The 22,639-nt window shown below is 74.1% G+C and carries 19 protein-coding genes and 1 pseudogene; 5 read left to right on the top strand and 15 right to left on the bottom strand.

Translation table 11 applies throughout. From position 1 onward, the window contains the following. Positions 1–77 precede the first annotated feature (77 nt). Positions 78–509, bottom strand: a complete 432-nt coding sequence (locus OG448_RS05455) for a hypothetical protein (protein WP_405551784.1) — start codon at positions 507–509, stop codon at positions 78–80. An 83-nt stretch (positions 510–592) separates the two neighbouring features. Here OG448_RS05455 and OG448_RS05460 point away from each other — a divergent pair, with 83 nt between their 5' ends. Both OG448_RS05460 and OG448_RS05465 read left to right on the top strand, forming a co-directional pair. Continuing rightward, on the top strand, positions 593–1,366 hold the full coding sequence (locus OG448_RS05460) for an MBL fold metallo-hydrolase (protein WP_405551785.1): 774 nt from the start codon (positions 593–595) through the stop codon (positions 1,364–1,366). Further along, the gene (locus OG448_RS05465; protein ID WP_405551786.1) at positions 1,363–2,007 is read left to right on the top strand and encodes a DedA family protein; all 645 of its coding nucleotides are present in this window, start codon (positions 1,363–1,365) and stop codon (positions 2,005–2,007) included. Before OG448_RS05460 ends, OG448_RS05465 begins: the two co-directional genes overlap by 4 nt. Here the strand turns inward: OG448_RS05465 and OG448_RS05470 are convergent. The 4 genes and pseudogenes from OG448_RS05470 to OG448_RS05485 form a co-directional block, all read right to left on the bottom strand. Beyond that, on the bottom strand, positions 1,958–3,112 hold the full coding sequence (locus OG448_RS05470) for an MBL fold metallo-hydrolase (RefSeq protein ID WP_405551787.1): 1,155 nt from the start codon (positions 3,110–3,112) through the stop codon (positions 1,958–1,960). The genes OG448_RS05465 and OG448_RS05470 overlap by 50 nt on opposite strands. Beyond that, entirely contained in the window at positions 3,109–4,365 is a 1,257-nt protein-coding gene (locus OG448_RS05475) for an aminotransferase class I/II-fold pyridoxal phosphate-dependent enzyme (protein ID WP_405551788.1), read from the bottom strand. The genes OG448_RS05470 and OG448_RS05475 overlap by 4 nt, the downstream gene beginning before the upstream one ends. Positions 4,366–4,540: 175 nt before the next feature. Further along, the gene (locus OG448_RS05480; RefSeq protein ID WP_405551789.1) at positions 4,541–5,017 is read right to left on the bottom strand and encodes a hypothetical protein; all 477 of its coding nucleotides are present in this window, start codon (positions 5,015–5,017) and stop codon (positions 4,541–4,543) included. Between the two features lie 167 nt (positions 5,018–5,184). Continuing rightward, a pseudogene (locus tag OG448_RS05485) lies at positions 5,185–5,485 on the bottom strand (DUF6158 family protein). 86 nt (positions 5,486–5,571) lie between these two features. On the opposite strand from OG448_RS05485, the gene OG448_RS05490 reads away from it, so the two are divergent. Continuing rightward, a complete protein-coding gene (locus tag OG448_RS05490) occupies positions 5,572–7,068 on the top strand; it encodes a bifunctional phosphatase PAP2/diacylglycerol kinase family protein (RefSeq protein ID WP_405551790.1) in 1,497 nt (498 codons plus the stop codon). A 123-nt stretch (positions 7,069–7,191) separates the two neighbouring features. Further along, positions 7,192–8,013, top strand: a complete 822-nt coding sequence (locus OG448_RS05495) for a methyltransferase domain-containing protein (protein WP_405551791.1) — start codon at positions 7,192–7,194, stop codon at positions 8,011–8,013. A 52-nt stretch (positions 8,014–8,065) separates the two neighbouring features. Here the strand turns inward: OG448_RS05495 and OG448_RS05500 are convergent, their stop codons facing one another. Continuing rightward, the gene (locus tag OG448_RS05500) at positions 8,066–10,000 is read right to left on the bottom strand and encodes a transketolase (RefSeq protein WP_405551792.1); all 1,935 of its coding nucleotides are present in this window, start codon (positions 9,998–10,000) and stop codon (positions 8,066–8,068) included. Positions 10,001–10,168: 168 nt separating this feature from the next. On the opposite strand from OG448_RS05500, the gene OG448_RS05505 reads away from it, so the two are divergent. Beyond that, the gene (locus OG448_RS05505; RefSeq protein ID WP_405551793.1) at positions 10,169–10,519 is read left to right on the top strand and encodes a VOC family protein; all 351 of its coding nucleotides are present in this window, start codon (positions 10,169–10,171) and stop codon (positions 10,517–10,519) included. Between the two features lie 20 nt (positions 10,520–10,539). Here OG448_RS05505 and OG448_RS05510 read toward each other — a convergent pair whose 3' ends face one another. The 9 genes from OG448_RS05510 to OG448_RS05550 all read right to left on the bottom strand — a co-directional run bounded on the left by OG448_RS05510 (position 10,540) and on the right by OG448_RS05550 (position 22,576). Continuing rightward, positions 10,540–11,085, bottom strand: coding sequence for a GNAT family N-acetyltransferase (locus OG448_RS05510; protein ID WP_405551794.1), 546 nt, complete (start codon positions 11,083–11,085; stop codon positions 10,540–10,542). 33 nt (positions 11,086–11,118) lie between these two features. After that, a complete protein-coding gene (locus tag OG448_RS05515) occupies positions 11,119–12,042 on the bottom strand; it encodes an LD-carboxypeptidase (protein ID WP_405551795.1) in 924 nt (307 codons plus the stop codon). After that, complete coding sequence (locus OG448_RS05520; protein WP_405551796.1) at positions 12,039–14,003, bottom strand: prolyl oligopeptidase family serine peptidase; 1,965 nt, start codon at positions 14,001–14,003, stop codon at positions 12,039–12,041. The genes OG448_RS05515 and OG448_RS05520 overlap by 4 nt, the downstream gene beginning before the upstream one ends. A gap of 5 nt (positions 14,004–14,008) precedes the next feature. Next, positions 14,009–15,313 carry a M20/M25/M40 family metallo-hydrolase gene (locus OG448_RS05525; RefSeq protein WP_405551797.1) on the bottom strand — a complete coding sequence of 435 codons (1,305 nt, stop codon included), beginning with the start codon at positions 15,311–15,313 and terminating at the stop codon, positions 14,009–14,011. Next, positions 15,306–16,139, bottom strand: a complete 834-nt coding sequence (locus OG448_RS05530; protein ID WP_405551798.1) for a M55 family metallopeptidase — start codon at positions 16,137–16,139, stop codon at positions 15,306–15,308. The genes OG448_RS05525 and OG448_RS05530 overlap by 8 nt, the downstream gene beginning before the upstream one ends. 75 nt (positions 16,140–16,214) lie before the next feature. Beyond that, positions 16,215–16,934, bottom strand: a complete 720-nt coding sequence (locus OG448_RS05535; protein WP_405551799.1) for a class I SAM-dependent methyltransferase — start codon at positions 16,932–16,934, stop codon at positions 16,215–16,217. Positions 16,935–17,010: 76 nt separating this feature from the next. Then, positions 17,011–19,428, bottom strand: coding sequence for a SpoIIE family protein phosphatase (locus OG448_RS05540; protein ID WP_405551800.1), 2,418 nt, complete (start codon positions 19,426–19,428; stop codon positions 17,011–17,013). Between the two features lie 143 nt (positions 19,429–19,571). Next, a complete protein-coding gene (locus OG448_RS05545) occupies positions 19,572–21,980 on the bottom strand; it encodes an MFS transporter (RefSeq protein WP_405551801.1) in 2,409 nt (802 codons plus the stop codon). Between the two features lie 152 nt (positions 21,981–22,132). Continuing rightward, the gene (locus OG448_RS05550; protein WP_405551802.1) at positions 22,133–22,576 is read right to left on the bottom strand and encodes an SRPBCC family protein; all 444 of its coding nucleotides are present in this window, start codon (positions 22,574–22,576) and stop codon (positions 22,133–22,135) included. Positions 22,577–22,639 lie beyond the last annotated feature (63 nt).

The raw sequence follows: 22,639 nt of genomic DNA on the forward strand, positions 1-22,639 counted from the left end.
CGCGCACCTCACGTCCCGGCCCGCCCCGCGGGGCCTGCCCCCCACCTTGTCATACCGGCCGGAGGCGTCGGGACGGCTTACTTGCCGTCGTACCCGGCCGTGGGCATCGAGAGCCGCCGGTGCACGCGCGCCTTCATCCGGGCGTCGTACGCGGGTTCGGCGCTGCCCACGGTCTCCACGCGGACCCCGCGCCGGGCGCACTCGGCGGTGAACTCCTCCACCGAGGACAGCGCGCGTTCCAGCACGCGTCTGCTGGGGGCGACGAAGACGTCCACGCCGGGGCGTACGCCGTCCCAGAGGGCGCCGTGGTCGAAGCGCAGGCCGCCGACAAGGAGTTCGCGGGTGACCACGAAGCCCTGCTCGGCGGCCCAGCGGGCGCACATGGCGTGCTGGCTGCGGGAGTCGACCAGGAAGGGGTCGGACTCCAGCTCCTCCAGCGGGGTCAGGCTGGCGATGGCGGTGATCCGTACCGTCGCAAGCGCGGCCGAGGCACCCCGTAACGGTCCCATGGCGTCCCCTCACCTCCGGGTTTCGCCGCCGACCCTACCGCTGCCCGTAGGCTTCGGGGGAGTCGCGCGCGGAGGTGAGGGTAGTGCCGGTGGAGGTCACCTGGTGGGGTCACGCCACCTGCACGATCGAGGACTCGGACACCCGGGTGCTCACCGATCCCCTGTTCGCCTCCCGGCTGGCGCATCTGCGCCGCCGGCGGGGCGCGCCGCCGCCCGCCGGGGCCCGCCGCGCCGACGCCGTGCTCGTGTCGCATCTGCACGCCGACCATCTGCACCTGCCCTCGCTGGCGCAGTTGGCGCCGGGCACGCGGGTACTGGTGCCACGGGGCGCGCCGCGGGCGGTGCCCGGACTGCGCCGGCTGCGGGGGCTCGACCTCACCGAGGTGGTGCCCGGCGATGAGGTGCGGCTCGGGGAGCTGCGGGTGCGGGTGGTGCCCGCGCTGCACGACGGACGACGGCTGCCGTTCGGCCCGCACCGTGCCCCCGCGCTGGGCTATGTCGTGGAGGGCGAGGCGCGTACCTACTTCGCCGGTGACACCGCGCTGTTCGACGCGATGGCCGAGGAGGTCGGCCCGGTGGACTTGGCGCTGCTGCCGGTGGGCGGCTGGGGGCCGTACCTCGGTGAGGGGCATCTGGACGCGGGCCGGGCGGCGCGGGCGCTGGCCCGCCTGGCGCCGGGCTGGGCGGTGCCGGTGCACTACGGCACGTACTGGCCGATCGGGATGGACGCGGTGCGCCCGCACGAATTCCACGCACCGGGCGAGGAGTTCGTCCGGCTGGCGGCCGAGGCGGCGCCGAAGGTGACCGTGCACCGGCTGGGGCACGGCGAGGGCGTACGGCTGGAGGTCGGCCGGTGAGATGTGTGGGGGGCGCGGCGGTGCTGGCCGCCGCCGCGACGACGGGTGCGCCGCTGGAGTCGACGAGTCAGGCGCTCGGCTATCCGTCGCTGTTCCTGCTGGTGCTGGTCGGGGCACTGATACCCGTGGTACCGACGGGGGCGCTGGTCAGCTCGGCGACGGTGGTGGCGTTGCACCGGACGGCGCCGTTCTCGCTGGCGCTGGTGTTCGTGACGGCCTCGCTGGCGGCCTTCCTGGGGGACGCGGCGTTGTACTGGCTGGGGCGGCGCGGTCTGGGCTCGCAGAGCGGGTCGCGCTGGCTGGAGGCGCTGCGGTCGCGGGCGCCGGAGGAGCGGCTGAATCAGGCGCGGGAGAAGCTGGCCGAGCACGGGGTGTCGGTGCTGGTGCTGTCCCGGCTGATACCCGCGGGGCGGATTCCGGTGATGCTGGCGTGCCTGCTGGCCGAGTGGCCGTTGCGGCGCTTCGCGCGGGGAAACCTTCCGGCGTGCCTGGCGTGGGCGCTGACGTATCAGGTGATCGGCGTGCTCGGGGGTTCGCTGTTCGCCCGGCCGTGGGAGGGCGTGCTGGCGGTGGTGCTGCTGACCGTGCTGGTCAGCGCGGCTCCGGGGCTGGTGCGCCGGGTGCGGGGCGAGGAGCGGTAGCGCGCGGGTCCGGCTCCAGTACGCGGGAGGCGCCCACGGGCAGGTCCCACAGGTCGGTCCGGGCGAGGCCCGCCTTCTCCCAGGCCGCGCGGACCCGGGTGAGGGGCTCCATGACGGGCTCGGCGGAGAGCACGAACGTCCCCCAGTGCATGGGCGCCATCCGGCGGGCGCCGAGATCGAGGGTGGCCTGTACGGCCTCCTCCGGGTCGCAGTGGACGTCGCTGAGCCACCAGCGCGGGTCATAGGCGCCGATGGGCATCAGGGCGAGGTCGATGCCGGGGTAGCGGCGGCCTATGCGCCCGAACCAGTGGCCGTAACCGGTGTCGCCCGCGAAGTAGAGGCGCTGCCCGTCCGTCGCCGTCATCACCCAGCCGCCCCACAGGCTGTGACAGGTGTCGGTGAGGGTGCGCTTGGACCAGTGGTGCGCGGGCACGAAGTCAAAGCGCACGCCGGATAGTTGGGCGCCCTCCCACCAGTCCAGCTCGGTGACGCGGGTGAACCGCCTGCGCCGGAACCAGCGTCCGAGCCCGGCGGGTGCGAACACCGGTGTGTCGCGCGGGAGTCGGTTCAGGGTGGGGGCGTCCAGATGGTCGTAGTGGTTGTGGCTGATCACGACCGCGTCGACGGGCGGCAGGCTGTCCCAGGGGACGCCGACCGGGGTGACGCGGGCCGGGGTGCCGAGGATGCGGCGTGACCACACCGGGTCGGTGAGCACGGTCAGCCCGCCGATCCGCACCACCCAACTGGCGTGTCCCGCCCAGGTGACGGCGAGGGTGTCGGCCCCGACGCGGGGCAACGGGCCGGGCTCGTACGGGAGTCGGGGGATGTCGACGAGCCCCTCCGGGTCGGGGCGTACGGCGCCCTCGCGGGCGAAGCGGGCCATGGCCCGCCAGCCGGGCAGCGGGGCGGTGAGCCGGTCGTGGAAGGTACGTGGCCACACCCGGTGTTCGCCCAGCGGACGGGGTTCGGCCAGCGGCGGCGACGCGGGCGCGAGCGGGGTGCGGACGACCACCTCGGGCGCGGCGTCCACGGGTTCGGGGGCGCCCGGCGTGGGTGTGGCGGCCGTCGTGACGGTGGACCCGGACTCATGCGTCTGCTGCGTCATCGAGGAGGCTCCCATCGCACGGCTTCGTCACGGAGTTCGTCGAGGACCGATCCCAGGGTGAGCAACGCGTCCCGCGTGTACGGCAGTTCCGTCGGGTCGGGCGAGGTGAGCGCGGCCTCGCGCTCCTCGTCGGTGCCGCCCAGCAGCGGGGCGGTGGACAGCCGTACGCGCAGGGCGCCGAGGTCGTCGCCGAAGCGGTGGCCGCCGGGCGCGGGCATGCCGAGCCGGGCGGTGAGGAAGTCCTCCAGATCCTGCGCGTCCCCCACGCCCCGCGCGGCGAGGGCCTCGCGGAGCGGGTCGAGGTCGGCGTAGAGGTGGCGGCCGGCCTGCGGGGGCGGGGCGAGCGCGCCGCCCGCGAGGACCGTGCGGTGCGCGGCGGCGGCCAGCCTGGCGTGCAGGGCCGTGGCGGCCTCGCGGCGGGCGGTGACCGGCTCGGGTTCGTCCAGCGCGTACTGGGCGGCGGCCGCGACGGGGGCGGCGAGGCGGGCGCCGAGCGCGAAGAGTACGTCCAGCACGCGGGCGTGGGTGTCCTCCCCGGCCGCGTTGTCGGGGAAGCGGGCGACGGCGGCGGGCCAGCCGGCCGGGAGCAGCGATCCGGCGAGGTCGGCGACGACGGTGACGTGGTCGGGCAGTATCCCGGCCGGGCTGACCAGGACCGTGTCGTGCGGGTCGTGCAGGGTGTCCCGCCAGGTCTCGTCGCTGATCAGGTGCAGCCCCTCGGCGGCGGCGGCCTCCACGGTCTCGTGCAGCAGCTCGGGCACGGGGACGGCGGCGGTGGGGTCGTCCGCGACGGACACCACCAGCAGCCGGGGGTCGCCGCCCTCTTCCCGGACGCGGCGGACGGTCTCCAGCAGCGCGTACGGGTCGGGTATGCCGCCGCTGCCGGCCGGGGCCGGCACCGGGAAGAGGCGTCTGCCGAGCAGCCGGGCGCAGGGCGCCCACCAGGTGGCGCGCGGGCGGGGGGCCAGGATGTCGCCGTGGTCCCCGGCGAGCGCGGCGGTCAGCGCCAGCAGCAGCGGGGGCGCGCCGGGGGCGAGGGTCACGTGGTCGGGGGTACAGGGCAGTCCGCGCCGGGTCCAGTAGCCGCAGGCGGCCTCCAGCAGGGCCGGGTCGCCGCCGGCGGACTGGGCCGCGCCGTGGTGTTCGGCGGCGGCGAGGCGGTCGGCGAGTTCCGGGAGGACGGGCAGGCCGTCGGCGGGGAACGGGGGGCCGTAGCGGACCGGGCCGTGGCCCTCGGGTTCCCTCCGCCGCATCTCCGCCTCCGCGCGGTCCGTGTGCCGAATCCCCTGTGTCGCCGGTGTCTCGTGCCGTGTGGCGGGTGCGCAGGGTGCCTGCTGGTGGTGCCCTCGGGAAGGTGTGTACCCGCCGAACGGCCCGGCATGGCTCGGGTCCGGCGTCGTCCCGGTCACAGCGGCCTCCGGTGCGCCGTCAGCGCCCGTCCGGGCGCCTGCGGCCGTACAGCCGGTACCCGGCTCCGGCGGCCGCCGCGGCGATCAGCGCGCCGCCCGCGGCGAGAGCGGGCACCGAGTCGGTGAACGTGCCGCCGGCCCCGGCCTGCACGCCGTGCTCCACGGTGGGCGGGTCGTCCTTCGCGGGGCCGGAGTCCCAGTCCTGGCCGTCCTCGTCCCCGTCCTCCCAGGCCGGGTCGTCGCCCTGACCGGTCTTTCCCGCCGAGCCCTCCGCGCAGTCCTTCGTGCCGCCGCTCCGCGCCGGGCCGGTGGGCGCCGCGCCGAGGTACGGCGCGCCGGGCAGCGGGGCGTCGTAGGACGTGCCGGGCGACTTGGGCGCGGAGGCGGCGGGGTCCTCGCAGGGTGCGCCCGACTCGGCGGACGCGGGCCCGGCTATGACGAGCGTGGCGCCGGCCAGGGCGGCGGCGGTGGAGAAGGCGCGTACGGTGCGGCGCATGGGTCGGGCTCCTCGGCGGTCCGGGGCACGCGTTCCGTGCCCTCGCTGCCATCAGAGCCCCCGGAGCGCCGCCCCGCCCGCCGCCGGACCCCATTCGCGGGACACGGACGACACCCAACGGGTGACACCGCCCCTCGGAGCCGACGACAAACGGTGCTCCCCGGACCTCATGCCTCCCCCGGCTCCCCGCAGCCCCGTTCGCGGGCGCCCTCGCGGGTGCGGCCCGCGCTGACCAGGCGGCGCGGATTGCGGCGCAGGTACTCACCCTCCAACTGCGCCATGCGTTCGTTGTGGGCGCGCAGGGCGTCGTTCGAGCCGTACAGCAGGGTGTCGTGGCGTGTGCGGTGGATCGTCTCCAGCTCTTTCATGAGCTGCTGGTCGTCCAGTCGGCTGGGGTCGACTCCGGTCATGGTGGTGCCCCCGCTCGTCGTGTCCGCGGTCCTGAGGTCCACTGGTCCTGAGGTCCACTGTACGAAGATCCCGCTCCCCCGGCCTCCGCGCGCGTACCCGGGCGGCGGCACAAGAAAGGCGCGCTTCGGGGTAGGGGGTCGAGCATGAGCGCAGATGTCGACCTCACCGCTGTTCCGGCCACCGGCCGCAACGTCCTGCGCCGGCTGCTCACGGCCGACGCCCGGCTCTTCGAGGTGGCCGCCCAGCGGAACTGGCCCGGCGCCCAGAAGGTGCTGCCCCGCCTGAGCCGCAGCGCCAACCACGGCGTGCTGTGGTTCGCGGTGGCCGGCGCGATCGCCGCGACCCGCACCCCGAGGGCGCGCCGGGCGGCCGTGCGGGGGCTGGCCTCGCTGAGTCTGGCCTCGCTGACCGTCAACACCCTCGGCAAGCGGTCGGTGCGCCGCACCCGGCCGGTGCTGGACCCGGTGCCGCTGTCCCGGCGGCTCAAGCGGCAGCCGATCACCACCTCCTTCCCGTCCGGCCACTCCGCCTCGGCCGCCGCCTTCGCGGCCGGGGTCGCGCTGGAGTCCCCGGCGTGGGGCGCGGCGGTGGCGCCGGTGGCGTTCTCGGTGGCGACGTCGCGGGTGTACACCGGTGCGCATTTCCCGAGCGACGTGCTGGCCGGTGCGGCACTCGGGGTCGGCGCCGCGTTCGTGGTGCGGAAGCTGGTGCCGACGCGGGCGGCGGCCCGTCCGGTGGCCCGGCCGCGCGCGGACGCGCCGGCGCTGCCGGACGGCGAGGGCCTGGTGATGGTCGCCAACCGCGCCTCGGGCACCGCGGACCGGGTGAGCGCGCTGCACGACGCGCTGCCGCTGGCGGAGATCGTGGAGTGCGAGCCGGAAGAGGTCCGGGCCGAGCTGGCCAAGGCGGCAGCGCGGGCGCGGGTCCTCGGCGTGTGCGGTGGCGACGGGACGGTGAACGCGGGCGCGGAGGTCGCCCTGCTGCACGACCTGCCGCTGGCGGTGCTGCCCGGCGGCACCCTGAACCACTTCGCGTACGACCTCGGGGTGGAGGACGCGGCCGGCCTGGCCGCCGCCGTCCGCGCGGGCGAAGCGGTGCAGGTGGACGTCGGCAAGTTCACCGCCGACGACCGCTCCAGCGTCTTCCTCAACACCCTGAGCCTGGGCGTCTACCCGGAGCTGGTGCGCGAGCGCGAGCACTGGTCGCCCCGGATCGGCGGCTGGGCGGCCGGGGTGCTGGGTGCGGTGAAGGTGCTGCGCGCGGACCGGCATCCGCTGGTGGTCGAGGCGGCCGGCAAGCGGCACCCGCTGTGGATGCTGTTCGTCGGCAACGGCGTCTACCGCCGCAGCGGCCTGGGCGCCGGGCGCCGTACGGAGCTGTCGGACGGCCCGCTGGACGTGCGGGTGGTGCACGGCAACGGCTGGCCGACGCTGCGTCTGCTGGCGGCGGCCGTGGCAGGACCGCTCAGCCGGTCCCAAGGCCACGCGGCGGTCCAGCTCGGCCGGCTGCGCCTGTCGGGCCTCGCGCCGGGCACCCCGCTGGCGTACGACGGCGAGGTCACCTCGGTGTCCGGCACGGTGACGGTGGAGAAGCTGCCCGAGATCCTCACGGCGTACAGCCCGCATCCGAACGTTTCCTGACACCCTGTCAGTCCGTATCGCGAAACGCGGATCTCAGTATCCGGTTCGCGGGCGTACCGTTCGGCGTATCACGGCCGCGGTGTCCTCGGGCGCCGCGGCCGCATCGTCGAAGGGGCTGACGTCATGCCGGAAGCACGCGAGACCGCCGTCTACACCCACGGGCACCACGAGTCGGTGCTGCGTTCGCACACCTGGCGCACGGCCGCCAACTCGGCCGCCTACCTGCTCGGTTCACTCGAACCGGGCATGCGCGTCCTGGACATCGGCTGCGGCCCCGGCACCATCACCGCCGATCTCGCCGCGCTGGTCCCGGACGGCCGGGTTACCGGCGCCGACCGCGCCTCCGGCATCCTGGAGCAGGCCCGCGCCACCGCCGACGCGCGAGGGCTGACCAACGTGGACTTCGAGGTCGCCGACGTGCACGCCCTCGACCACCCCGACGGCACCTTCGACGTGGTCCACGCCCATCAGGTGCTCCAGCACGTGGGCGACCCGGTGGGGGCGCTGCGCGAGATGGTCCGGGTGACCCGGCCCGGCGGGCTGATCGCGGTGCGCGACGCGGACTTCGCGGCCATGGCCTGGTACCCGGCCGTGCCCGGCCTGGACGACTGGCGGGAGCTGTACCGGCGGGTGGCGCGGGCCAACGGCGGTGAACCGGACGCCGGGCGGCGCCTGCGGAGCTGGGCGCTGGCGGCCGGACTGAGCGACATCACGGCCACCTCCGGCACCTGGACGTACGCCACCTCCGAGGAACGCGCCTGGTGGAGCGGGCTGTGGGCGGACCGTACGCTCGCCTCCGCCTACGCCGACCGCGCGGTGGAGGGCGGCCACGCCACGCCCGAGGAGCTGCGCGCGGTGTCCGGGGCGTGGCGGGAGTGGGGACGGCGGGAGGACGGCTGGTTAGCGGTCCTGCACGGCGAGATCCTGTGCCGCAAACCGGCCTGAACACGATGGCGGGCGCCGCGTTACGCGACGCCCGCCGTCGGAAGGTTCCGGCCTAGCTCACCACGGCCTCGCCCACCAGCAGCCGGGCGGTGGCCGCGATGTTCGCGGCGTCGATGCCGGCCGCGTGCAACTGCTCGTCGGGCGCGGCGGAACCCGGCATCATCCGGACCGCGAGACGGACCAGGCGCGGTACGGGACGCCCGTCGGTGAAGGCTTCCACGACCGCGTCGCCGATGCCGCCCTCCTCGTGGTGGTCCTCGACCGTCACCAGACAGCCGGTGTCGTCGGCGGCCCGGCGCAGCGTCTCCACGTCGACGGGCTTGACCGAGTACAGGTCGATGACCCGGACCTTGATGCCCTCCTCCGCGAGCTTGTCGGCGGCCGTCAGCGCCTCCTGCACGGTGACCCCGGCCGCGACGATCGTCAGCCGGTCCTCCTCGCTGGAGCGCAGCACCTTGCTGCCGCCGATGGGGAACTCCTCGTCGGCGTCGTAGATCACCGGGCTCTCGCCGCGCGAGGTGCGCAGGTAGCGGATGCCGTCCAGGTCGGCCATGGCGGCGACCAGGCGGGCGGTCTGGTTGGCGTCGCAGGGGTAGAGCACGGTGGAGCCGTACACGGACCGGAACATCGCCAGGTCCTCCAGGCCCATCTGCGAGGGGCCGTCCTGCCCGATGGCCACGCCCGCGTGCGAGCCGATCAGGTTGATCGAGGCGTCGCTGATGGAGGCCATGCGCACGAAATCGTAGGCGCGGCTGAAGAAGGCCGCGAAGGTGGACGCGTACGGCAGCCAGCCGCGTGCCGACATGCCGACGGCCGAGGCGACCATCTGCTGCTCGGCGATGAAGGACTCGAAGAAGCGCTCGGGGTGCTCCTCGGCGAAGACGCCGGTGCGGGTGGAGTCGCCGACCTCGCCGTCCAGGGCGACGACGTCGCCGCGTGCGGTGCCGAGCGCGGCCAGCGCCTTGCCGAAGGCGTCGCGGGTGGCGACCTCCTCGCCCTTGTCGAAGCGGGGCAGGCTCAGCGGCTCGTGGGCGACCTTCTCCCGGCTCGCGGCGGGCGGCTCGCTGACATGGACGCGGATGTCACGGGGGCCGCCCAGCTCCTCGATGGCCGCCTTGGCGTCGGGCAGCGGCTTGCCGTGCTTGCCCTCCTTGTCCTCCACGGCGGCGACGCCCTTGCCCTTGAGGGTGCGGGCGATGATCGCGGTGGGGCGGTCCTTGGTGGACTCGGCCTCGCTGTAGGCGCGGTCGATGGCGGCGACGTCATGGCCGTCGATCTCGACGGTGTGCCAGCCGAACGCCTGGAAGCGGCGGGCGTAGGCGTCCAGGTCGTGGCCGTGCCGGGTCTGGCCGCGCTGGCCGAGCCGGTTGACGTCCACGATGACGGTGAGGTTGTCCAGCTTCTCGTACGCGGCGGCCTCGGCGGCCTCCCAGACCGAGCCCTCGGCCATCTCGCTGTCGCCGCACACCACCCAGACGCGGTAGTCGGAGTGGTCCAGCCGCTTCCCGGCCAGGGCGATACCGACACCGACCGGCAGGCCCTGGCCGAGCGAGCCGGTGGCCGTCTCCACCCAGGGCAGCCTGCGCGGGGTGGGGTGGCCCTCCAGGCGGCTGCCGAGCTTGCGGAAGGTGAGGAGTTCGGCGTCGTCGATGGCACCGGCCGCCTTGAAGACGGAGTACATCAGCGGGGACGCGTGCCCCTTGGAAAGGATGAAGCGGTCGTTGGCGGGGTGGTCGGGGCGCTCGAAGTCGTAGCGCAGATGGTTGGCGAGCAGCACGGCCATCAGGTCGGCGGCGGACATCGAGGAGGTGGGGTGTCCGGATGCCGCGGCGTCCGCGGCGCGGACGCTGTCCACCCGCAACTGCTGCCCGAGTTCGGCGAGTTCGTCGTTGTTCATGGGTCTCCTTTCCGCGGGTCCGAGGCGACTCGGACGGTCCTCGGCGCACCGGGCGGGCTGCCCGGCCCCCGACGGCCCCCGACTCGTCACGGTGTGTGACCGGTCGCGGGCGCCCCGGTGGTGCGGTTCGTCCGAGGTCTTCCGCGTAACCGGGCTCTGGGCACGCAAACCCCCTTGACGTCACCCGGCCGCCGCGCACGCCCCCGATGCGCCACGACGGCCTGTGCGCACCCGTCCGCCCCAACTAGGCTCCTGGGCATGGAGATTCTTGGCGCCACACTGCGCATCTGCGTCGACGACCTCGAGACCGCGGTTCCGTTCTACGAGCGACTGGCGGGTGGCACGGCACTGCGTTTCGAGCGCGGTGGGGTGAAGGTCGCCGCGATCGGGTCGTTCCTGCTGATGAGCGGGCCGGAGGCGGAGCTGGAGGTGCTGCGGAAGGTGACGGCGACGATCGCCGTGAAGGACGTCGAGGAGACACACCGGCTGCTCGCGGACCTGGGCGCGCAGATCATCGCGGGCCCGGTGCCGACGCCGGTGGGCCGGAACCTGCTGGTGATGCACCCGGACGGCACGATCTTCGAGTACGCCGACCAGTCGGGGGCCTGAGCCGGGCGCTGGGCCTGGGATCAGCCCCGCATCTCCGCGGTGAGCGCCCAGCGCTCGTGGTCGCGCCATTCACCGTCGACCTGGATCATGGCGGGCGAGAACCCCTCCAGCCGGAACCCGGCGCCGCGCGCGAGCGCGATGGACGCGGTGTTGCCGGGCTGCACGTTGATCTCCAGCCGGTGCAGCCCGAGCGGCCCGAAGGCGTACCCGATCACCAGCTCCAGCCCCTCCCGCATCAGCCCCCGCCCGGCCGCGTGCGCGAACGCCCCGTACCCGAGCGCCCCGCACTGGAAGCCGCCCCGGACGATGTTGTTGATGTTGATGAACCCGGCGATGGCCCCGCTGTCCCGCTCGCACACCAGGAACCCGGCCCGCCCCGCATCCCCGATCAGCCGCCCGGCGTAGGTGGCGTACGCCTCGTCGCTGTCGGGCACCACCAGCCACGGCCGGTGCAGATCCTTGCTCTCCCTGGCCCGCGCGGTGAACTCACCCCCGTCCTCCATCCGGAACCGGCGGACGGCCACACGGGGGCCCTGGGCGAGGTAGTGGGGTGCGGTGTGGGGCATCGGGCCAGGGTACGCCCGGCCACTGGCCGGAAGTCACCGCAGGGCGGGCTCCTCCAGGGTCAACGTGCCCGCGTCCGCGTCCAGTTCGGCCGCCATGCCGAAGGGGATCGTCAGGGCGTCCGGGCAGTGGCCGAAGCCGGCGCTCTCCAGGACCGGGACGTCCAGCGGGGCCAGGCGGTCGGCGAGCATCGGGCGCAGGGAGTCGTAGGGGTCGCAGCCCTGCCAGGAGCCGAGGAGGATGCCGTGGACGTCGTCCAGCCAGCCGGCGCGGAGGAGCTGGGTGAGGTAGCGGTCCAGGCGGTAGGTCTCCTCACCCACGTCCTCCAGGCAGAGGAGGCCGCCCCGGGCGCAGCGGCGGGCGTGCGGGGTGCCGAGTTCCGCCGCGAGGAGGGAGAGGCAGCCGCCGAGGGTGGTGCCCCGGGCGCGGCCGGGGACGAGGGGCTTGCCCTCGGTGGTGATCCGCTGGACCTGCTCCGGGGCGAAGAGGGTCGCGTGCAGGTGGTCGCGGGCGCGTTCGCTGCCGATGAAGTCGACTCCGGCGGCCATCGGGCCGTGCAGGGTGACGAGGCCGAGGCGGGTGGCGAACGCCTCGTGCAGGGCGGTGATGTCGCTGAAGCCGACGAACACCTTGGGGCCGGCCAGGCGCATCGCCTCCCAGTCCAGCAGGTCCGCCATCCGCTGGGCCCCGTAGCCGCCGCGCGCGCAGAGCACCGCGTCGACTCCAGGGTCGCACCAGGCCCGCTGGAGGTCCTCCGCGCGGGCGGCGTCGGTGCCCGCGAGGTAGCCGAACTGGCCGTGCCGGTCCCGCACATGGGGTGCGGCGACCGGGTCGAGGCCCCAGCCGCGCAGCACGTCGAGGCCCGCGCGGAGCCGTTCCTCGGGCACCGGGCCGCTGGGCGCGACCACGGCCACGCGGGCACCGGGGGCGAGGCGGGTGGGGCGGTGGAGTTGCTTCACTTGCCGAGCTCCAGTTTCGGTACGCCGGGCAGGTCGAAGCCGAACACCTGGGCGTACAGGGACAGTTCGGCCTCCAGTGCGCGGACCATGGTGTCGGCGCGGCGGAAGCCGTGGCCCTCTCCTGCGAAGGCCAGGTAGGCGTGCGGGATGCCCCGGCCCGCGACGCGTTCGAGGAAGTGCTCGCACTGCTCGGGCGCGCAGATCACGTCGTCCAGGCCCTGGAGGAGCAGGAAGGGGGCGGTGAGCCGGTCGGCGCGGTGGGCGGGCGAGCGCTCGGTGTAGCGGTCGGGGACCTCCGCGAAGGGGCCGACCAGGGACTCCAGGTAGCGGGACTCGAAGTCGTGGGTGCGGCCCGGTCCCCAGGTGGCGAGGTCGAGGATGGGGTAGCTGATCGTGCCGCAGGCGTAGACATCGGTGCTGGTCAGCGAGGCGGCGGTGGTCCAGCCGCCCGCGCTGCCGCCCCGGATCGCCAGCCGGTCCCGGTCGGCCGTGCCCTCCGCGGCCAGTGCGAGCGCCACCGCAGCGCAGTCCTCCACGTCGACCACGCCCCACTGGTGCCGCAGCCGCTCGCGGTACTCGCGGCCGTACCCGGTGGAGCCGCCGTAGTTGACCTCGGCGACGCCGATGCCGCGCGAGGTGAAGGCGGCGATGGCGAGGTCCAGCACGAGTGGGACCCGGCTGGTGGGGCCGCCGTGCGCCCAGATCACATAGGGCGGCAACTCGCCCTCAGGACCCGTCACTCCAGGGTTCCGGGGCGGGTAGACGTGCGCGTGCACCTCGCGGCCGCCGGGCCCCGTGAAGGTGCGGACCTCCGGCTCGGGGTAGTACGCGGGGTCGACGGGGTCCCGGTGCCGGGCGCCGACCGTGCGGGCGCGGCCGGTGCCGGTGTCCAGCTCGATCACCTCGTACCCGGTGCGCGGGCTCGCGCCGATGGCCGCCACCCGGCTGCCGTGGGCGGCGAGGGAGGCGTCGAACTCGGTCCAGGGACCGGCCGCGTCGGCGATCTCACCGGTCTCGGGGTCGAGTATCCCGAGCACGGCGGCCCCGCGCCCGTGCAGCACCGCGAGCAACCCGTCCGCCAGCGGTACGAACCAGCGCTGGCCGGGCTTCCACAGCGGGCCGCCGAACTCCTCCTGGCGCGGGCACAGCGGTACGCCGTCCCGGTACAGGTTCCACCAGCCGCCCCGGTCGCTCGCGTACAGCAGCCGCCCGTCCGGCGCCCACTCCACCTGCGCGATCGCCTCGTCGTCACCCCCGGCGACCGTGCGGACGTCCCGGAACCGGCCGTCGTCGCCGATCTTGGCGACGAGCAGCTCGGTGCCGTCCCAGGGCATGCGCGGGTGGTCCCAGGCGAGCCAGGCGGCCCGGCGCCCGTCCGGGGACACGCGCGCGCCGGTGACGAACCGGTGGCGCTCGTCGGTGAGTTCGCGTACCGCCGACCGGTCCTCGGCGGCCGACCCGTCCAGCGGCACGGCGGCCAGTACGCGTCGCACGTCACCGCTGTCCTCGCCGGTGAACTCCTCCAGTACGCAGCGGACTTCGCCGCGCTCCAGGTCGAACTCCGGCTCGGCCCAGCGCAGTCCACCGCCGACCGGGGAGAGCGGGGTCAGCGGGACCGGTTCGCCACCGGGCTCGTAGCGGTAGAGCCGCTGGTCGGCGAAGTGGGTGAAGACGACCAGGGGCCGGTCCGCGCCGGGGGCGGCGGTCCAGGGGCGGCCGCCGTACTCGTGGACGCGGTTGCGCACGTTCCACGGCGGCGGCAGCACCGGCTCCTCCGCGCCGGCGGCCGTGCGGCGCACCAGGGCGCGGCGGCCGCCCTCGGCGGGCCGGGGCTCGGTCCACCAGACCTCGTCCCCGACGAACCCCACCCACTCGGGATGTCCGTCGTGCGCGGCGGTGAGCGCCGCGTCGATCGGCGACGGCCAGGAACCGTACGGCTGGACCCGCATCTCTTCCCCCATTTTCGTCAGGCCGTCCGCAGGAAGCGGTCGAGGACGCGGACGCCGAACCGGAGTGCCTCCACGGGCACGCGTTCGTCCACGCCGTGGAACAGCGCCTGGTAGTCGAAGCCTTCGGGCAGCCGCAGCGGGGCGAACCCGTAGCCGGTGATGCCGAGCCGGGAGAACTGCTTGGCGTCGGTGCCACCGGACATGCAGTACGGGACGACGTGCGCGCCCGGCGCGAACTCCTCGACCGCCGCGCGCATCTGGCCGAACAGCGGTGCGTCCACCGGGGCCTGGAGGGCGACCTCGCGGTGCACGTACTCCCAGTCGACGTCCGGTCCGGTGAGCCGGTCCAGGGTGGACTCGAACTCCTCCTCGCCGCCCGGCAGGAAGCGCCCGTCGATGTGGGCGTGGGCCTCACCGGGGATGACGTTGACCTTGTAACCGGCGTCCAGCATGGTCGGGTTGGCGCTGTTACGGACGGTCGCCTCGACCAGCTTGGCGGCCGGGCCGAGCTTGTCCAGCAGCAGTTCCATGTCGTCGAAGTCGGCCTCCAGGCCGTACAGTTCCGCGAGTTCGGTGAGCGCGGCCCGCACGGTCGGGGTGATGCGCAGCGGCCACTGGTGCTCGCCGATACGGGTGACGGCGGCGGCGAGCCGGGTCACCGCGTTCTCCCGGTTCACCTTGGAGCCGTGCCCGGCGCGCCCGCCCGCGCTGAGCCGCAGCCAGCCGGTGCCGCGCTCCCCCGCCGCGACGGGGTAGATCTCGCGCCCGGTGCCGTCGTGGAAGGTGAAGGCACCGGACTCCCCGATGGCCTCCGTACAGCCCTCGAACAGCTCGGGGTGCCGGTCGGCGAGGAAGCCCGATCCGTCCTCCGCGCTGGCCTCCTCGTCGGCGGTGAAGGCGATGACGAGGTCCCGGCGCGGCCGTACGCCCTGCCGGGCCCAGCCGCGCAGCACGGCCAGGATCATCGCGTCCATGTTCTTCATGTCGACGGCACCGCGTCCCCAGACCACGCCCTCGCGGACCTCGCCGGAGAACGGGTGCACGCTCCAGTCGGCGGCCTCGGCGGGCACCACGTCCAGGTGGCCGTGGACCAGCAGGGCGTCGGCGGACGGGTCCGTACCCGCGACCCGGGCGACCACGTTGCCGCGCCCCGGTGTCCGCTCCAGCACGAGCGGTTCGAGGCCCGCGCCGGCCAGCCGCTCGGCCGCGTACTCGGCGGCGGGCCGCTCCCGGCAGTCGCCGCCGCCCCGGTTGGTGGTGTCGATCCGGATCAGCTCGGAGGTGAATTCGACCACCTCGTCCAGCGCGCGCTGGTCAGCCATACTGCTCCTCCACGGCGGCCGAGGCGATCGTGGTGACCGCCTTGAACGTGCGAATTGCCTCGTACATCGTGTCGGTGGTGTACGCCACCTTCCGCTCCCCGATCCGCGCGACCCCCGGCACCACGGTGACAGCCATCGCCAGATGCTCGGCGTCGAACTCCACGGCGACGGTGAACGGCCCCTGCTGCGAGGGCTCCTGGCGCACCGCGAGCCGCGCCGCCTCCTTGGCCGCCGCCCGGATGTCGGCGGCGGTGCGGGCCGGGGTACGGCAGACGGCCGCGTACCGCGAGACATGGTCCTTGACGGCGACCTTCAGCGCCTCGGGCGCGTAGCCGAGCGCGTCCTCGCAGGCCAGGTCGTCCCCGGTGACCAGCACCACCGGCACCCCGTACTCCGCGACGACGTGCGCGTTGAGCAGGCCCTCGCTGGCGCGTACGTCGTTCAGCCAGACCCCGGTGATCTGGTTGGCGAGGTAGGTGTGGGCGAGGACGCCCTCCATGCCGGCGCCCGCGTGGTAGCCGATGAACGCGATGCCGTCGACGTCGCCGTGCTGGACGCCCTCCACCATGGACAGCGCCTTGTGCCGCCCGGTCAGCATCTCGACCCGCTCGTCCAGCTTCTCCAGCAGCAGGTTCCGCATGGTCCAGTGCGCCTCGTTGACGAGCACCTGGTCGGCCCCGCCGTCGAAGAAGCCCTGTGCGGCGGCGTTCACGTCAGAGGTGAACATCCCCCGGCACCGCTCCCACTCCGGCGTCCCCGGCAGCACGTCGGCGGGCCAGGTGACCCCGGTGGCGCCTTCCATGTCGGCACTGATGAGGATCTTCATGCCGCGCAGGTTACGCGCCCGGCCCGGCGGCGGCTACGACCTGGTCCCCGGCCGCCGCCCGGCCCGGCCCTGTTCTCACTCGCGCGCCAGCACGAACCACCTGGCGGGCAGGTCGATGCGGGTGCCGTCCGGGAAGTGCTCGGTCTGCGGGAGGACCGTCTCGCCGGTGGCCAGGATCTTCAGGCCCGCCTCGGTCAGAAGACGGGGGATCTCCTCGTCCGCGGCGTCCGCGGGCTTGAGGTCGTGGTGGAAGACGCGGCGGAGCTTCGGCGGCGGCCCGGCGGGGTCCGCGGCCGCCCGTTGGAGGACGTCACGGGACGCGGAGGTCAGTTCCACGACGAAGGCGCGGCCCGCTTCCCCGAGCAGCTCGGCCACGGCGGCGGCGACCAGGGGCCGGGCCGCGGGTTCGCTCTGGTGGATGACGGCGCGCATGTAGACGTTGCTGTCCCCGAGGCGGTCGTGCAGATCGCGTACGGCGTCGGTGTCGGTCAGGTCGAGCTGCTCGAACTCGGCGGCGGCCCCGGCCGTGGCACGGCGGGCGTGGTCGATCGCGGCGTCCGAGAGGTCGACGCCGACCGCGCGGGCGAACCGGGTCGCGAGGTAGCGGGTCTGGGTGCCGTTGCCGCAGCCGAGGTCCACGATGACGCGGCCGGCCTCGGCGTGGGGCAGGAGGAGGTCGCTGTGGGGCTCGGCCGTCAGCGAGGGGTCGGAGTCCCAGATCGCGTCCCCCCGCTCGTCGGAGGTCTCCCGCCAGTAACTCTCCCAGTTGGAGCGGTAGTCGTCGGAAACGTTCACTGCGATCTCCCCAGAGTCGGTGCCATGATCGGGATATCGCGCCTCCTGCCCCCGGACAAGGGGTCCAAGGGCCCGGTCACGGGATCAGCGCCTGCTCGAACCACACCGTCTTGCGGTGCCCGCTCGCCGTGGCGCCCCACTCCTTCGCCAGCCGGCTGACCACGCCGAGGCCCCGGCCCCCCTCGTCGTCCGGCCCGGCGGTGCGCATGTCCGGCAGCTCCGGCTCCTCGTCCGTGACCTCGAACAGCAGGTCCCCGGCGCGGACCACGCGCAGCCCGACCGGGCCTCCCCCGCCGTGCCGCACCGCGTTGGTGACGACCTCGCTGACCAGCAGCAGCGCGGTGTCCACCGCCTGCGGCAGCCCCCACTCGAGCAGGCGCTCGCGGACCAGGTGCCGGGCGCGGGAGACCTCGCGCGGGTCGGATTCCAGGTGCCACTGGGCCACGTGGTCGTCGGGGATGCCGTTGAGCCGCGCCATCAGCAGGGCCACGTCGTCCTTGCGGCCGCCGCGGGTGTTGAGGGCGCGGATGATGGTGTCGCAGGCGGCGTCCATCGAGGCGGCCGGGTGCGCGGCGGACTCGCAGAGCGCGGCCAGCCCCTCCCCGATGTCGGAGCCGCGCACCTCGACCAGGCCGTCCGTGCACAGCACCAGCCGGTCACCGGGCGCGACCCGTACCGTGGTCGCCTCGAAGGGCACCCCGCCGACGCCGATGGGCGCGCCGCTGGGCAGTTCGAGCAATTGGCTGCCGCCGTCGGCCGCGCGCACCAGCACGGGCGGGATGTGCCCGGCGTTGGCGATCTGCAGCTCACCGCGGATCGGGTCGTAGACGGCGTAGAGGCAGGTGGCGAGGTAGTTCTCGCCCAGCCGGCGGGCCAAGTCGTCGAGGTTGCGCAGCAGTTGGGCGGGCGGCGTCTCCAGCGCGGCCATGGTCTGGACGGCGGTGCGCAACTGGCCCATCATCGCGGCCGAGTTGAGCCCGTGGCCCATCACGTCACCGACCACCAGCGCGGTGCGCGAGCCGGGCAGTTTGACGGTGTCGAACCAGTCGCCGCCGATCCGGCCGAGCAGCGTGCCGGGCAGATAGCGGGTCGCCACGTCGCACCCGGCCATGCGCGGGGTGACCTGCGGCAGCATGCTGTCCTGGAGGGTCTCCGCGACGTTCTCCTGGTACGTGTACATGCGCGCGTTGTCGAGCACCAGCCCGGCCCGGGCGGCGAGTTCGGCGCCGGTGGTGCGGTCCATGCCGTCGAAGGGCAGCCGGTCGGCGCGGCGCAGCAGCACCATGAAGCCGAGGACCACATTGCGCGCCTTGAGCGGGACGATCAGCAGGGAGCGGTCGTTGATGAGCGGTCTGAGGTCCCGCTTCTCGAACTCACCCGAGATCCGGTTGCCCAGTTCGTCGCTGATCCTCGGGATGAGGACCGGTTCGCCGGTGACCATGCACTGGTAGAACGGCGTGTGCTCGGGGAAGGCGAACGCCTCGCCGACCGGCACGGTGTCGTCCCAGCGGCCGGGTTCGTCGTCGTGCTCGACCCAGACCCGGTGCATCAGGGTGCTGGCGTCGGGCGGCCCGTCGGGGAAGCCCTCGCCCGCGAGGACGGCGGAGCGCAGATGGGTGCCGGCGAAGTCCGCGAACCGGGGCACGGCCGCGCTGGTGACCTCGCGGATCGTCTCCCCGAGGTCGAGGGAGGTGCCGATGGCGGAGCTGACCTCGTTGAGGAACTCCAGCCGCTCCCGTACGGCCGCGTACTCTAGGTCGGCCAGGGCGTCGGCCGGGATCAGCGGCTCGGAGCGGGGGTGCGGGACAACGCTGTCAGAGCGGCCGGGGCGCCGGGGCACCCCCCAGTACGGGGTGACGGGGACGCGCTCGTACTGGCTGAACTCCAGCACGGGATAGCCGAGTTCGAGCACCTGGGAGGCGATGCGGGCGCTGAGTCCGGGCCCCATGTTGGGCAGGATCTCGGGGAGTCTGCGCTCCAGGTCGGCGGCGGTGGGCAGTTCGGTGTGGCGGGCGAAGCCGGGGGCGATGCGTTCGGTGCTCTCGTCGCGGTGGCCGCGCGCCTCGCGCAGCCGGGTGGCGTCGGCGGCGAGCACCAGCAGCCGGGAGGGGCCCGGCCCGGCCAGCGGGTAGGCCCACCAGAGCACGTCGGTCCGCTCGTCGTCCCCACGCTGGGGCGGGGTGAGCCGGGCGCGGCCGGCGGTGGGGTAGCCGGTGTGGGCGCCGAGGGAGGTCTCCAGATCGAGCCCGTCCCCGTCGTCGGGCGTGTCGTGCTGGAGGTCGTCCGGCAGAGCCCCCGAGACGGGCAGCAGGTCCGCGACGGGCTGCCCGACGGCCGCCTCCCGGCCGGGGCCGAACATCCGCCCGGCCCCGCTGCTCCAGTGGGACACCAGGCCCGCGCGGTCGACGATCACCACGGCCAGCGGAATCCGGCCCGCCGCGGGGTTCTCCGCACCGCGGCCGGGAGACGCGTCCCGCTCGCTGCCACGGTCCATGGCCCAGGCCCTCTCTCCCCACGGCTGTACGCGAACGATCAATGCCGCCCGCCACTACGGTACGGGGGAGTCACGTCGCCATGTGTGGCAATCCGTGAATTCCGTCCCCGAGATCCCCGTGGGGTCGAGAGGGCCTGTAACCCTCAGTCCTCGTGCCCCAGTTGCAGGTCACGCTCGGTGCGGCCGCCGCCCGCGACCTGGAGGACCGTGGCGACCGGCGGGTAGCCGGCCGCGATGACGGTGTACTCGCCGGAGGAGAGGTCGACGAAGCGGAAGGTGCCGTCGGCGCCCGTGGTGAGGGTGTCGACGACGTTCCCGGCCGCGTCGAGCAGGGTCACCCGCGCGTCCTCCACGGCGCGCCCTCCCCCGGCCCGGACGGTGCCCTTCAGGACGGCTCCGCCCGCGAGTTCGACGTCCTGCCGGGTCTCGCGGGACGCCTGGACGCTGACCGGGAGGGCCGCGGGGCGGAAGGCGGGGGCGCTGGCGGCGAGGGTGTACTCCCCCGCGACCAGCTCGCCGATGACGTACCCGCCCTCGCGGCCGCTGCGGGTGGAGGCGACGACCTCGCCGTGCACGTTGGTGAGCGTGACGGTGGCGTCGCCTACGGGGCTGCCGTCGGCGGTGAGCACGGCGCCCGCGAGGCGTCCGGCGCCGCCGAGGACCACGTCCAGCTCGACCGGGCGTTCGCCGACGGTGACGGAGACGGCCTGCGGCTGGTGGCCGCCGGCCGCCGCGATGAGCACGTAGGAGCCGGCGCCGGGGGTGGCGAGGGCGTAGCGGCCGTCGTCGCCGCTGGCGCCCCGGCCGATCTGCACCCCGGCGACGTCGATGAGGGTGAGCGCGGCGCGGGGCACCACGGTGCCGTCCGGGTGCTGGACGGTGCCGCAGACCGCGATCCCGGCGGCGTGCGGCGCGCGGGCCTGGGGCGGTACGGGGATGCTGACCGGCACGGTGTCCGGGTCGCTGGCGGTGGGGGCGTGCTGGGACACCAGGGGTTTCTCCTTGAGGAAGAAGGCGATGATCAGGCCGAGGACGAGCACCGGCACCAGGTACAGGAAGATCCGGGGCATCGCGTCGGCGTAGGCGTGGATGTAGGCGTCCCGCAGCGCCGGGGGCAGCGCGTGCACGAGCTGCGGGGTGATCGCCTCGGGGTCGGGCAGCGCGGCCGAGGCGTCCGGCGGGAGGTCCTCGCGCAGGGCGTCGGTGAGCCGGTCGGCGAAGAGGGTGCCGAAGATGGCGGCGCCGACGCTGCCGCCGATCTGCCGGAAGTAGTTGTTGGCGCTGGTGGCGGTGCCGAGGTCGGCGGGGCGTACGGAGTTCTGCACGGCGAGCACCAGGACGGGCATGACCAGGCCGATGCCGGTGCCGAGCACGGCCATCCAGACGCTGTAGGCGAGCCGGGAGGTGTCGACCTCCAGCCGGGACAGCAGCCACATGCCGAGCGCGGCGAGCGCGGCGCCGGCCACCGGGTAGACCTTGTAGCGGCCGGTGCGGCTGATGAGCTGGCCGCCGACGATGGAGGCGCCGACGATGCCCGCCATCATGGGCAGCATCAGCAGCCCGGACTCGGTGGCGCTGGCCCCGTCGACCATCTGGAGGAAGGTCGGCAGATAGCTGGCCGCGCCGAACAGGGCGACGCCGATGACCAGTCCGACCAGGCCGGTGATGTTGAAGACGGAGTCCCGGAACAGCCGCAGCGGGATGAGGGGTTCGGCGGCGAACCGCTCGGCCACGACGAAGAGGATCACGGCGGCGACGGCGCCCGCGCCGAGGCCGATGATCTCCCTGGAGTCCCACGCGTACTCGGTCCCGCCCCAACTGGTCAGCAGCACCAGGCAGGTCGAGGCGGCGGCGAGCAGCAGCGCGCCGGGCACGTCGAGCCGGGCGCGCTTCCTCGGCCGGGGCAGCTTCAGCACGGCGGCGACCACGGCGAGGGTGACCAGGCCGAAGGGGACGTTGATGTAGAAGCACCAGCGCCAGGAGAGGTGGTCGGTGAAGTAGCCGCCGAGCAGCGGTCCGGCGACGGAGGCGAGGCCGAAGACGGCGCCGATCAGGCCCATGTAGCGGCCGCGCTGCCGGGGCGGCACGATGTCGGCGATGATCGCCTGGACGCCGATCATCAGGCCGCCCGCGCCGATGCCCTGGACCGCGCGGAAGGCGATCATCTGGTCCATGCTCTGGGCGCGCCCGGCGAGGGCGGAGCCGATCACGAAGACCAGGATGGCGAACTGGAAGACGCCCTTGCGGCCGAAGAGATCGCCGAGCTTGCCGTAGAGCGGCAGGCCGATGGTGGAGGTCAGCAGGTAGGCGGTGATCGCCCAGGACATCTTGTCCAGGCCGTGCAGCTCGCCGACGATCTTCGGCAGCGCGGTGGCCACGATCATCTGGTCCAGCGCGGCCAGCAGCAGCGCGAGCATCAGCCCGACGAATACCAACCGCACCTGCCGCGCGCCGAGTTCGGGTCCCGGGGCGGGTGGTCGGTCCAGGTGTTCGACCGGAGCCGGTACCGCCTCGGTGACCGGCTCCTCGCACACCAGCGTCGTTCCGCCCACGTACCGCTCCCCTCGCTCACACCTGTCGCACATCCCGCGTTACGCGACAACTGCGAACACATACGGCGAGTTACGGCATGAATCCGGTCTCGGCGGAGATCACTCGAACCGGTGAGGGGAGCAACACCCCCCGCACCGGCCGGTGGTGGGGGTCAGCTCTCGACCTCGGCGGCGAGCTTGTCGAGCACCGAGTCGTAGATGCGGCCCAGGCCCTTGGGGGCGAAGGTGCGCTCGAAGAAGCCGCCGATGCCGCCGGCGCCCTTCCAGGTGGTGGTGACCACGACACGGGAACGGCCCTCGTCGGCGGGGGTGACTCGCCAGGTGGTGACCATGGTGGAGTTGCGGTCCTTCTCGACCAGCTCGCCGGCGGTCGGCTCACCGACCTCCATCAGGCAGTCGCGTACGCGCTTGCTGGTGGCCTGGAGCTTCCAGTGGACGAGCGTGCCCGCGCCGTCGCCGCCCTCGCGGACCTCGTACTCGCTGAAGTGCTCGGGGAGCAGCTTCGGGCGGGTGGTCCGGTAGTCGGTCAGCGCGTCGAACACCCTGTCGGCGTTCGCCGCGACGACTCGTTCCGTAGTGGCCTCGACCTGCGCCATCGCTCTCCTCCACGACCTGTATTCCAGCGTTTCGGATCAGCCAACCACCCCGGCACCCCGGCT

This window comes from Streptomyces sp. NBC_01171 (assembly GCF_045039805.1).
GTDB lineage: Bacteria > Actinomycetota > Actinomycetes > Streptomycetales > Streptomycetaceae > Streptomyces.

Coding starts and splice junctions, on each gene's coding strand:
- OG448_RS05520 (WP_405551796.1), bottom strand. CDS start 14,003: ATGGGGGAAGAGATGCGGGTCCAGCCGTACGGTTCCTGGCCGTCGCCG.
- OG448_RS05530 (WP_405551798.1), bottom strand. CDS start 16,139: ATGAAGATCCTCATCAGTGCCGACATGGAAGGCGCCACCGGGGTCACC.
- OG448_RS05455 (WP_405551784.1), bottom strand. CDS start 509: ATGGGACCGTTACGGGGTGCCTCGGCCGCGCTTGCGACGGTACGGATC.
- OG448_RS05495 (WP_405551791.1), top strand. CDS start 7,192: ATGCCGGAAGCACGCGAGACCGCCGTCTACACCCACGGGCACCACGAG.
- OG448_RS05480 (WP_405551789.1), bottom strand. CDS start 5,017: ATGCGCCGCACCGTACGCGCCTTCTCCACCGCCGCCGCCCTGGCCGGC.
- OG448_RS05550 (WP_405551802.1), bottom strand. CDS start 22,576: ATGGCGCAGGTCGAGGCCACTACGGAACGAGTCGTCGCGGCGAACGCC.
- OG448_RS05470 (WP_405551787.1), bottom strand. CDS start 3,112: ATGACGCAGCAGACGCATGAGTCCGGGTCCACCGTCACGACGGCCGCC.
- OG448_RS05475 (WP_405551788.1), bottom strand. CDS start 4,365: ATGCGGCGGAGGGAACCCGAGGGCCACGGCCCGGTCCGCTACGGCCCC.
- OG448_RS05540 (WP_405551800.1), bottom strand. CDS start 19,428: ATGGACCGTGGCAGCGAGCGGGACGCGTCTCCCGGCCGCGGTGCGGAG.
- OG448_RS05505 (WP_405551793.1), top strand. CDS start 10,169: ATGGAGATTCTTGGCGCCACACTGCGCATCTGCGTCGACGACCTCGAG.
- OG448_RS05525 (WP_405551797.1), bottom strand. CDS start 15,313: ATGGCTGACCAGCGCGCGCTGGACGAGGTGGTCGAATTCACCTCCGAG.
- OG448_RS05490 (WP_405551790.1), top strand. CDS start 5,572: ATGAGCGCAGATGTCGACCTCACCGCTGTTCCGGCCACCGGCCGCAAC.
- OG448_RS05510 (WP_405551794.1), bottom strand. CDS start 11,085: ATGCCCCACACCGCACCCCACTACCTCGCCCAGGGCCCCCGTGTGGCC.